Genomic DNA, 11,072 nt, shown 5'->3' on the forward strand with positions numbered 1-11,072 from the left:
GAAAGGCTGCGGTTGCCCATTTGGCGATTGCATCTGGTTGCCAAAGAACAATGCAAAAGCTCGGAGCCCGTCATGATATCGAGACGATGTGGAGCCACTGCTTGAACCCACGCTGCCAACTGCGAGGGAACCAGCTATACTTATCCGTTCATATGAACCTGGATCATACCAAATGCGATGCCCCCCTTTTCGCCCTTAGCACATGACAAAGGCGTCCCTTTGTGCCGGTACGTGCGAAGTCTTCGTTGTCGTAAGGGAACAATGGCGGACTGCAATCGTTGAACGTACTGGCCTAGGATATGCGGGTAACGATGTGCGGCGATCACAAAACGGGCAGAGATCGTTCGGCTGACCCGGATTGCCGGTCAGGTCCAGGATTTGGCGCGGCTGGTTTCTGACGATCGCTAGTGCATAAACATCCTAAAGCAGATCAAGGCTGTCAAAGCGTCCCTCGTCCGAGCAGAGAGCGATATTCTGCGCGATCATTCCGTCCACTGGGTCGCTAATGCCACTAGGCCTTAGCAACGCCAGTGAGCAACAGCAGAAACTGCCCGAACCTGTCGATCTGTTCGATCGCGTACGGCGCCAAAATATTGGAGGTGATCTGATGAATGCTCATCCACGCAAAGCGACCATCTACCGGATGGTCATGCCAAATCACGTCTGCCCGTTTGGCTTGAAGTCCCTCGATCTGCTGAAACATGAGGGTTTCTCTGTTGACGACAACTGGCTGAAAACCCGCGAGGAGATCAATTCGTTCAAGGCCGAGCACAAGGTTGAGACAACGCCCCAGACATTCATCGATAGACAGCGGGTCGGCGGTTACGACGATCTGCTTCGTCATTTCGGTAAAAACGTTCGTGATCCAAATGCTGTTACTTATCAGCCGGTGATCGCGGTGTTCGCCGTGTCCGCGTCAATGGCCGTTGCTGCCGGGTGGGCCATGTTCGGCGCGGTACTGAACATTCGCGTCGCAGAATGGTTCGTCTCGATTTCGATGTGCATACTGGCAATCATGAAGCTTCGGGACATCGAAAGCTTCTCCAACATGTTTCTCGGCTACGATCTGCTAGCTCAGCGCTGGATTCGCTATGCTTACCTCTATCCATTCGGCGAAGCACTTGCCGGGGTTCTGATGTTTGCCGGTGTATTTTTATGGCTGGCGATTCCTGTTGCGCTGGTAATCGGCACTATCGGTGCCGTTTCGGTGCTCAAAGCCGTCTACATTTACCGCCGTGAGCTGAAATGTGCCTGCGTCGGCGGTGACAGTAATGTCCCCTTGGGCTTCATCTCACTAACTGAAAATCTGATGATGATCGCGATGGCGATCTGGATGCTTATAAAATAACGGAAGGAGAAAGCCATGTCCTATAGCCGCTTTGCTGCTATGATCGTCACCTCGACGGTCATCATGTTCGGGCTGATGTACCTGAATACCTATGCCCTGGAGCACGTCTTCTACAGCCAGACCCGGACTTGGATGGCACTCGTCATGGGGGCGACCATGGCGATCATCATGATCGGCTTCATGTGGTCAATGTACAAGAAAAAGACCGTCAATGTCATCATTGTCACGGTCAGCGTTTTGGTCTTTGGCGGATCCCTTTGGCTCGTGCGCAGCCAGGAGACGGTCCACGATGTAAGCTATATGGAGGCAATGATCCCGCATCACTCGATAGCGATCATGACCAGTGAGCGCGCGCACATCAGAGATCCTCGGGTACGCGAACTGGCAGACGGAATCATTGAGGCGCAGGTCCGCGAAATCGAGGAGATGAAAATGCTCATCGCTGACCTCAATGCGCATCCGCTTCCCCAAGCCGCTCCCGACCTCCCGTCTTATCGCGACCGTGGCGCGCCTGCGCCAGCCCAATAAGAGGCTAACGCCGTCGACCATTGGAGATAGATCATCGAATGGTCCGGGTTGTTTTTTCAAAACTGGCAACCCCTGCTACGAAAGCTCGTCGTTGGAACCCACGTGTATCTTGCCGTTGTCATCTTTCTGCATATCTCGGAAAAAAGCAGTTCAATTTCGGGAACAAACTTCCCACTTCGAGGTTGCTATCCTGCCAGGATACTCTTCCCCCGTATACTTGGCTCTCGATGGTAAATTGGCACGTCTGTAACAAAGGCGTGCCCTTTTTTCACGCCCACCAGGCTGCAAGTTGTCTCAGAAACCCCAGTTTGAGGTGTATTGCTGACTGTGATCAGATGAGAGAAATGCCTTCTGCAGCGCACAGTTTCGGAGTAGACACTTGTGACGGACCACGCTGCCGAGGCGTTGATGGGATTATAGACAAAATTCGGCGATGGCGCGGCTGACGTGCTCCCACTTTCTGGACGTAATAAACGGCGTGTACGTAGCGAGCGACGCAGCTTTGAAGCCTGACGAAGATGTCTACGGTGTAACGTATGACGAGATTGACGATTTCCTTGAGGGAAGGACGATCTCACCGTCAGCATTTGGAAAAATCACGGCGGCTTGTCACGCATCGGCTAACGAACGCGCCTTACCTGTGGTGCCAGTTGAGTGAGATAGCCTGAATATGCAATGGGAGCGCGTTGAGGAGAAACAATGAACCAGTGGGTCCATCTGTGCATCGATATGCAACGTATCTTCGCTGAAGATACACCGTGGCATGTCCCTTGGATGAGCCGCGTATCGGGCGAGATAATTGAGCTTTCAGAATGCCACCCACAAAGAACGATATTCACGCGTTTCATGACGCCGGAGCGAGCAACCGATATGCCCGGAATGTGGAGGGCCTACTACGAAAAATGGCACGAGATGACACGCGCAAAGATTGCCATTGAGCTTTTGGACGTCGTTCCAGATCTCGCCCACCTCATACCTCCAGCCCGTATCCTCGATAAAATGACCTATTCTCCCTGGACGAGCGGACATCTTCATCAGCAGCTCCACGCAGAAAGCGTTGATACCGTTGTGGTCACGGGAGGCGAAACCGACGTGTGCGTTCTTGCAGCTGCGATCGGAGGCATCGAACTTGGTTACAAGGTGATCGTTTTGGAGGACGCGGTCTGTAGCGGCACAGATGAAACACATGACGCGGCCCTCGAATTACTGAGAAGCCGTTTTTCGGCTCAGTTGGAAATTACCAAGGCTGCAGAATTCATGGCCCAACTCCGATCCTGAGGCCGGCTTTCATCGACCCAACCCTAAAGTGCGCGAAAGAGTTTCTCGCGAATGCTTCCACCGTTACGAAAACATGCAGGACGATGCCGCATTACGGCAGGACCTAGCGTGATCGCAATTTTTAATGCGGCACCATGATCCAATAGGCTGGTGACGAACTCAAGAGCATCAGCGTCAACTGACACAACTTGGTTACGAAAATCAGCCCTTGTGGCAACTCCTTCAAACGGTGCAGATCGACCTCTAGTTTTCTTCGACAGGGACCGAAGTTTTACCCAATTTCAGTGATGGTTCACGAGCCCAAACTCGCAATTTCCCGAGCCCGGTCACGAAAGCGGCAAGGCCATCCTCACCCGGTAGGGAAATGACCCCTTCATCCAGCTTGTCGGCGATGCCGGCCTTTTCCAGTAACGGACTTGCTGAGAGATCGTAGCCGATAAACTTGCAATGCTGGAATGCGTCCGCCACGAAGTCCCGCGCGGTCGCTTCATTGACAAGATCATCGATCGCGGCATCTGACGTGAGCAGCGCCACCGCGTCAAAGAGTACGGATGGACCACCATCAATCATATGATGGGCTTCAATGAACGTTCCTCCCGAGGTCGTTACCCCCCCCACTTTGGGCGCCACAAGTTCGCATGTTGCTTTTTCGGACGTGACAGCTTCCATCAGACCCCGCAGCAATATTTCGTCGACCCCATCGGTAATCAGGATACCAAGTTTTCGACCTTCAAAGCGACCAGGGCCACGCTCGATGATGCTAAGCGCGGGCGAGGGCTCAAGGTCTTTCCTTGTTGCCACTGCAGCATCAGCAGGTTTCGGCATATTCTGTAGACCAAGCTTTTGGAAGACAGTTTTAGCGAGAGTTTCATCGATATTGAGAAGATGCGAGATCATCCTCTCGCGTATGGCCGCTGTCTCAACCTTGCTGAGCTCGAATGTCAAAGCTGCGGCGATGTGACGTTGCTCGGGAGGCGTCTGACTTAGGTAAAATTGACGGGCCTGGCTGTAATGGTCAGCGAAGCTCTCTGGTCGCGATCTGCTTTTCACCCCTTGCTCCTCGGCAGCAAAGTGGCGAAAGCCGCGATCTGGACTTTCGCGCGGTCCCTCACCGAACGAGTTTGGTTGATAGTTGGCCCGCCCCGTCGGATTGCGCATAGCCATATGGCCATCCTGCTGAAAATGCGCGAAGGGACACTTCGGGGCGTTGATAGGTAGATGCGTAAAATTTGGTCCGCCCAGACGTTTCAACTGTGTGTCGAGATAGGAAAAATTCCTGCCCTGCAACAGCGGGTCGTTGCTGAAATCGATGCCGGGCGGAACGTTCTGTGTCATAAACGCAACCTGTTCTGTTTCGGCAAAAAAATTGTCTGGCATACGGTCGAGGACCAGCCTGCCCACCGGTTGCGGTTTAATAACCTCCTCAGGAATGATTTTTGTCGGGTCCAGAATGTCGAAGTCGAAACTATCAGCGAAGTCCTGGTCAAATAGCTGTAACTGTAGCTCCCATTCCGGGAAGTCTCCTGACCGTATTGCATTCCAAAGATCACGTCTGTGGAAATCAGGATCAGCGCCATTGATTTTGACCGCTTCATTCCACGCCACGGACTGTAGCCCCAGTTTTGGTTTCCAGTGAAACTTCACGAAGGTTGATTCTCCTTTCGCATTGACGAGGCGGAAGGTGTGGACTCCAAACCCTTCCATAAATCGCAAAGATCGTGGAATGGTTCTGTCGGACATGATCCACATGACCATGTTCATGCTTTCCGGAGTAAGGCTGATAAAATCCCAAAAAGTGTCGTGTGCTGTCTGCGCCTGGGGGAAGGCGCGATCTGGCTCTTGCTTCGCGGCGTGAATCAAATCTGGAAACTTGATTGCGTCCTGGATGAAGAAGACAGGGATGTTGTTACCGACTAGATCCCAATTGCCCTCATTTGTGTAGATTTTCACTGCAAAACCACGAACATCTCGTGCGAGGTCTGCGGAGCCCTTGTTGCCTGCAACCGTTGAAAATCTGACGAAAGCCGGCGTTTTTTCTCCGGCTCGCTGAAAAATATCAGCTTTGGTATAGGCTGCTAAAGAATCATATGTTTCGAAATAACCGTGCGCACCGTAGCCCCGGGCGTGTACCACCCGTTCAGGGATGCGCTCGTGGTCGAAATGGAACATTTTTTCGCGGAAATCGAAGTCATCGACAACGAGAGGTCCCCGCGCGCCGACCCGCAACGAGTTTTGATCATCATGGACAGGCGCTCCTTGCGCCGTCGTGAGGACCGCCGCAGCATCCTCGGCGATCTGATGCAGTTCACCCCCTGCCCCCCGGTAAAGTTTGATGTCGTGAATATTGGCAACTGATCTCTTGTCGGAAGATGACGTCAAATTGGATTTCTTGGCCATGTTAGCTCCTCAAAGACAAAGTGATTTGATGATTGATGTGTTGCTCATTCAAAACGGTGATCAGGCGCGAAAGACCATTTCGGGAAGCGGCATCCTTCATTGCATTGACGTGGAATTGGGTCTCCGAACCTCGTTCAGCGCCAACGGTTCCGTGTCTGGGAGGATTTATTCGTTGCCGGTGACATCATCTCGTGGTGGTTGCGCAAATTGCCACCGCTTGGTGCGAAGGGCTGGAGCTTGCCCTCGCACCAAGCATATTCTGTGGAACCTAAATCGTCCGCGCAGTCGTCTCCATCCAGGACCTATGCTTTTCTTCGTCTTGATATGCCTGAAGAAAAAAGGCTTTTGTAGCAGGAATGGCATCCTCGTGGCGCGCCGCGCGCTGGTAGGAATTGGGTGCGATGGATGGCTTCCCGCAATACCTGGCCGGTATGTCTTGGCGCCTATCCATATGGTGGCCACCGCTTCGTTAAATGAACTTGCAACAACGGCTACGTCAAATGCCAGGGACAGCAGGCGCTTCCGTCCGAACCTGCTTATTGAGGCAGATGGCTCCTCAGGATTTATTGAATCGGAATGGCTAGGATCGGTCTCGTTCATCGGTGGCATTTCAGTGAAAGCTGCCGAACTGACGAAACGGTGCGCGATGACGTTCATATCTCAGCCCGGGTTTGATGAGGAGCCCGAAATCCTGAGGAATATTGTGAGGCGATACCGTCGTACTCTTGGTGTGTCCTGTCAGGTCGAGATACCCCGTACAATCGAAGCCGGTTGAAAAGTGGCTGTAGGCTCCTAACGTGCACCGCCGTTATTGACGTAACCGCCGTAGGTTCGGTCGAGCTTGGGAGACTGAGTTGAAATACACAGTTACGATGGATTGTTTTCCCGACGGAAGAGAAGGAGAAAATGCGGTCTAGGGCGGATAACTTGATAGTATAGCCTAGCATTGGTATCAGACGATGATCTTATAACACTGCGCTACCGAAAGGTGAGATATGTCGGCTACCGAGCACCTGAGGATCGCCGTTATTGGCAAGACGGATAGCGTTACCACTGAAATAGAAGCGGCCTGGCACGATGCGCAGGTGTCGCTGCAAGGCCCTTACTCAATTGGTTCTCTCTGCGGATCGCTTGAGTTTTCCTGTGCCATAATCGACATTCGCTACGACGCCGATGCGATTTTTCGCCTGACAGAACTGCTCGACGCCCAATCGATACCGTACATCTTTTTTGTGCCCAAAATGGTGAAAGGCAGCCATCCCGGCTGTTTTGTGCTCTCCACCGAGAAACTGGACATTCATCACATAATTTCAGCCTTGAAAGCACAGGGAGCCACCCGACATTGAGGTCGCGTTACTACCCTTGAAAAGCGCGTTCTAGTTCAGCTTATGTCGTAGTGCTTCTCGCGCACGATTAACACGGCTTTTAATCGTTCCGATTTTGCATTTGCAGATCTTCGCAGCGTCCGCGTAACTGGTACCCTCAGCGACGAGCAACAGAGCCTGTCTCTGGTCGTCATCCAGCCCCCGGACTGCTCTCATGACGTCTTCGCGCTGCAGCGTCCAGTCCTGGGTAGCTGGCGTCGACATTCTTTCTTGGACTTGCGTAGGTAACCCCACACATTCCCGCCTCGCCAGCTTGTATCGCGTGCAGAAGGTATTCCGCATGATCGTAAATAGCCACGACTTCAGGGAAGTACCCGGGGTGAAACAATGCAATGAGCGCAAGCTCCGGAAGATTGTCTCCTGAACCAGATCTTCGACGTCAGCGTTGTTACGAACAAAACGGCGGGCGAACGCGACGAGGGCCGGGGTCATATCTGCAATATCAGCCCTCAATTCATCGAGTTCTGTTTCGCTGGCGGCAATCTTGGTCTCATCGCCTCTGCGGTGATGGATCATGGGATTTTCCTCGTGAATAAGAGGAAAAGCCGAAAGGACCTGTTTGGTTGCAGTACGCTGCCTTACCAAGTCGTGGTCAAACGGACATCAAATGAGGCATGGCCCGTTCAGGTTTACCATCTAACCCGACGAGGCCGGTCTTTATGTCCGTGCATAAAGGTACAAAAGTCCGGCTCAGTGACGTCGCTCGCGCTTTTTTTTCAAGTACTAGATGCGTTGAGATCCGGTCTTAGTCAGCCAGAACAATTCGTGTTCTCCCTCGCCGTTATCGCAATACGATAAATCAGCGTGAAAGGCGATGGCCAGCAAAAGACAGAGTCTGTCCATCAGCGACACGCCTCACTGTTTACCCTCAACCGGGTCTGGCTCGTCATGTTTTCTCTGTTGTTGGAAGCCTTTTTCCGCCTCTGACTTACTTGCTTGGCGATCCTTTCGGCTATGCAAATCGTCAGTGGAGCGGGAATCGTCCGTACCTGGTTCTGGTGGAACATTAGTTTTCGATTTCATATCGCTTTCCTTTTCAGCCACGCGGACGAGTGGAATTTTCGCCCAAAACCCCCGAGGGTTTGCATCATTACTTTTTGTCAGGTGCGCTAGACGATCCTAACCACGAGCCTCGCAAAATGTTCCGGCGGTGCGGCGGTGCGGACCGCACAGGAAGCCCCTACAAGATGATTACTCGACATTAGTGCCTGGCAGGAATACGGTTCTTTCATCGTCAGCAACCGAATACGTAGGCGCTGACGCTTGAGGGTTACTATGTGCTCTTGCCTGCAAGGAAGGGAGAGAGGCACATGACCATCCCATCCATTGAAAAACCCATTATCCAATTCCAAATTCGCCCGCTTCTCAATGAGCGGGTCAAGCTTTACACACACGCAACTACGACGCGTCAGCGTATTGTTGAAACGACAATCATGAAAGCAACGAGTGATCCATCTATATTGCTCGACGACCTCATTGATGAGGCGCTTTTTAGGTTGATGCATGAGACTGCTGTTCAGGAACTGGGCATCAAGGACGCTGAGTTTCAGCCTGCACCAGCAGGTAATGAGCTTTGGCGAAAGCAAGATAGAAATTGTAATTAGTCTTGCTGAGCTGAGCGCTCGGACGCCGACATATCCATCATTCAAAGATGCGAGTTTCTATATTAGACGCAGGCACCAAGCCTGCAATGGGGCGTCAGCGTGAGCGAAATGTAGCTCGCTGCGTACTCGATCGTTGAGCCCAAGTGTTGCATCGAGCATCACAGCCATTCCCAGGCCCTGATGAGTCTTATCGCATACTTGTCAAACCTTTTGTCTCCAAGACAGCTTCTCTCAATACCAAATGCCGTGTGAGGAAAAATCGACATCGCACTCATCGTCGGATATCTCGCTTCGGCATGTTCAGTGACAAGCTTCGTCCCTAAGGTTGTCAAAGTTATCAGGTCGGATAACCTGCGGTGATCTCGGGATGGATGTACACGATCACGGTGATCGGCTTCGCACTATGGTCGGCGTTTGGGTTGCTGCGGCATGAATGGCCGATCATCCTGACCAATACGACTTTCTTCTTTCTTTCCGGATTTATCCTCTTCAGAAAGATTCGCTCGCGGTGCAAGGCGTCCAAACGAATGCCGTCTCACTGGCCGATGAACGCCGCTCATTGCCTCAATTGAGTCGGCCGAGAAGGCTGAAAAATCCGCAAAGCAAACGCTTATCTGCCGGGCTGGCCGGCCGACTGAACTTGCTGGCGCCTATGTCTTTCGCGCCTTAGATCCCGCTCCTACATGAACGGCGTCGGGGTTGCCGTGAGACGGGGTGGAATGATGCAAAGGACGGCGGCTGCCTTGATCAGTAACGGCCTTACGCTTGGCACCATCGATAGCCCGCCGTTCAGAGGCAATCGCCATCGTTGTTGCAGAGGGTTTCCCGAATAAGTCCGACCTAAACCGGACGGATACCATCCGATACGGGGTGGTCGAGAGGCAACGTCTCTATGCTATAGCGTCACCTCACTCGCGCGAGATGATGCTGACAGCACCATCTGCTTCAAGTACCGCTGACTTGATCTGGCCGAGCCTTTCCAAGCCATGCTCTTGCCTTGCTGCCGTCAGTACGTCTTCGAGGCTTACCCGCGATCGAGCAATGGCACGCAAGTCGGGTTTGCCGTCTGAGATCAGAACGGTTGGCGCACCATCGATGATGCGCGCCAGTCGCGGTGCCCATTCCTTGACATAGGATAGCCCGATATCGATGCTGAACAGCACGACGATCAAAACTATCGCGTTAATAATGGAGAAGTCATCACCCAACAGGGCCTGTTGAGTGGTTTCAGCGATGATAAGGAGGAGCACAAGGTCGAACGGGGTCATTTGCCCGACAGTTCGTCGACCAGACAGTCGGAGGGCTGTTAGGAGGATGAAATAGATCGCAGCGCCACGGATGACTGATTCCATAAGTACCTCACGGAAAGATAAAGCTGGAGAGTGACAGGACATAATTATCAACGGCAATGTCGAACGTCGCATAGCCCACAGACTGCGCCCGTAGATGCAGTTTCACAGTGCCGCCATCCAGACCTGGATTGTTGAAATGTAGTCTCTGACCGTCGGCTTCGATCGCAGTCCGGGCAGGCAATGGCTGGATATCCTCGACCTGAAATACCTCGGCGAAAGAATTTGTCAGGAACAGTGAGCGCGTCTCCAGTGCTGGATCGGGCCTGAACCGCACGGACATCTCGTCAGTACCTTCCCGACGGCCAATCCGGGGATGCTCCACAAGTACGATATCGGTGTCGGTCACTTTTGTAGCAAGCGGGCCACCCGACCCGAATGCTCCAGCAAGAGCGAGAGCGATGATAAGTGAAAACACGCACCAAGTGCCTCGCTCAACTGTCCAGAAACGCTCTTGAAACCGGCGATGTTCGTCAAGCTGAAGTCCGTCCTTTCGGGCTTGCGGCTCATCCAGAGGATCCATGGCCTGCTCCTCAATAATGCTGGATCAGTGTTAAACGCCATTAAGACCGGATAGTTGCGGTTGGGACCTCAATGCTCACCTATTCCAGTTCGGCCGGGAACATGTCGGTCAATGGTCCTCACCACTGCCGTCGGAAGCCAAGGCCATTATACGCAGCCCATAAGCATGTCGAAAAAAGTGGCAGTTGGTCAATTCGCGGACAAGTGATAGCGACAGCGGGCTGCCTACTGATCTGCGGAGCCGGGCTCAGACATCTTCCGATGTTGTTTAGCCAGCGTTTCAGCAGGCATCACGTTTGCGGCCGCCGACATCAGCTTGTTCTTCCATCCGGAAACGACGTCGCCTTCGCCATCCATCATTGCTTCGAAGCCAACCTTTGCCACGAAGGCGGCATCATCCTTTTCTGCCTGACCGACTGAGGTATCCAGCATGTCGGCACGAGCGAAGAACTCGGTGTCAGTTGCCCCCGGCATCAGGCAGGTTACGGTTACCCCGGTGTCCTTCAGTTCCTCCCGCAGCGCGATGGAGAAAGAATTGATGAACGCCTTCGTACCATTATAGACCGCCTGGAACGTACCAGGCATGAACCCGGCGATCGAACCTGTCATAAGAATTCGGCCAGAGCCGCGTGTACGCATCTGTTGTCCGACCTGCTGGACT

Annotated in this window: 12 protein-coding genes and 1 pseudogene; 8 read left to right on the forward strand and 5 right to left on the reverse strand. The window is 53.0% G+C overall.

Going from position 1 to position 11,072, the window contains the following annotated elements; translation table 11 throughout:
• Positions 1-417: 417 nt before the first annotated feature.
• The 5 genes and pseudogenes from RT613_RS19405 (at position 418) to RT613_RS19425 (ending at position 3,154) form a co-directional block, all read left to right on the forward strand.
• Entirely contained in the window at positions 418-522 is a 105-nt protein-coding gene (locus RT613_RS19405; protein WP_409558860.1) for a hypothetical protein, read from the forward strand.
• A gap of 85 nt (positions 523-607) precedes the next feature.
• Positions 608-1,348, forward strand: a complete 741-nt coding sequence (locus RT613_RS19410) for a glutaredoxin (RefSeq protein WP_313618028.1) — start codon at positions 608-610, stop codon at positions 1,346-1,348.
• Positions 1,349-1,363: 15 nt separating this feature from the next.
• Complete coding sequence (locus RT613_RS19415; protein ID WP_313618029.1) at positions 1,364-1,876, forward strand: DUF305 domain-containing protein; 513 nt, start codon at positions 1,364-1,366, stop codon at positions 1,874-1,876.
• A gap of 384 nt (positions 1,877-2,260) precedes the next feature.
• Positions 2,261-2,534 (forward strand): annotated as a pseudogene (locus RT613_RS19420) (NAD(+) synthase); the annotation flags it as partial.
• Positions 2,535-2,575: 41 nt separating this feature from the next.
• Positions 2,576-3,154: a cysteine hydrolase gene (locus RT613_RS19425; RefSeq protein ID WP_313618030.1), complete on the forward strand. Its 579-nt coding sequence runs from the start codon at positions 2,576-2,578 to the stop codon at positions 3,152-3,154.
• 243 nt (positions 3,155-3,397) lie between these two features.
• Here the strand turns inward: RT613_RS19425 and catE are convergent, their stop codons facing one another.
• Positions 3,398-5,551 carry a catalase C gene (gene catE, locus RT613_RS19430; RefSeq protein ID WP_313618031.1) on the reverse strand — a complete coding sequence of 718 codons (2,154 nt, stop codon included), beginning with the start codon at positions 5,549-5,551 and terminating at the stop codon, positions 3,398-3,400.
• Between catE and RT613_RS19435 the strand changes: the two genes are divergently transcribed.
• Both RT613_RS19435 and RT613_RS19440 read left to right on the forward strand, forming a co-directional pair.
• The gene (locus RT613_RS19435) at positions 5,514-6,326 is read left to right on the forward strand and encodes an MOSC domain-containing protein (protein WP_313618032.1); all 813 of its coding nucleotides are present in this window, start codon (positions 5,514-5,516) and stop codon (positions 6,324-6,326) included. The two genes, catE and RT613_RS19435, sit on opposite strands and share 38 nt — an antisense overlap.
• Before the next feature lie 220 nt (positions 6,327-6,546).
• The gene (locus tag RT613_RS19440) at positions 6,547-6,897 is read left to right on the forward strand and encodes a hypothetical protein (RefSeq protein WP_313618033.1); all 351 of its coding nucleotides are present in this window, start codon (positions 6,547-6,549) and stop codon (positions 6,895-6,897) included.
• Between the two features lie 30 nt (positions 6,898-6,927).
• Here the strand turns inward: RT613_RS19440 and RT613_RS19445 are convergent, their stop codons facing one another.
• Positions 6,928-7,452 carry a sigma-70 family RNA polymerase sigma factor gene (locus RT613_RS19445; RefSeq protein ID WP_313618034.1) on the reverse strand — a complete coding sequence of 175 codons (525 nt, stop codon included), beginning with the start codon at positions 7,450-7,452 and terminating at the stop codon, positions 6,928-6,930.
• A 794-nt stretch (positions 7,453-8,246) separates the two neighbouring features.
• Here RT613_RS19445 and RT613_RS19450 point away from each other — a divergent pair.
• Positions 8,247-8,540, forward strand: a complete 294-nt coding sequence (locus RT613_RS19450) for a hypothetical protein (protein WP_313618035.1) — start codon at positions 8,247-8,249, stop codon at positions 8,538-8,540.
• A gap of 908 nt (positions 8,541-9,448) precedes the next feature.
• On the opposite strand, the gene RT613_RS19460 is transcribed toward RT613_RS19450, so the two are convergent.
• From RT613_RS19460 to RT613_RS19470, 3 genes are all read right to left on the reverse strand, one after another.
• Positions 9,449-9,892, reverse strand: a complete 444-nt coding sequence (locus RT613_RS19460; protein WP_313618036.1) for a DUF421 domain-containing protein — start codon at positions 9,890-9,892, stop codon at positions 9,449-9,451.
• 7 nt (positions 9,893-9,899) lie between these two features.
• Positions 9,900-10,412, reverse strand: a complete 513-nt coding sequence (locus RT613_RS19465; RefSeq protein WP_313618037.1) for a hypothetical protein — start codon at positions 10,410-10,412, stop codon at positions 9,900-9,902.
• Positions 10,413-10,636: 224 nt separating this feature from the next.
• Positions 10,637-11,072: SDR family NAD(P)-dependent oxidoreductase (locus tag RT613_RS19470; protein WP_313618038.1), on the reverse strand; the 436-nt coding region annotated here is incomplete at its 5' end.

Origin of the sequence: Agrobacterium sp. (assembly GCF_032092815.1) — a bacterium.
Taxonomy (GTDB): domain Bacteria; phylum Pseudomonadota; class Alphaproteobacteria; order Rhizobiales; family Rhizobiaceae; genus Agrobacterium.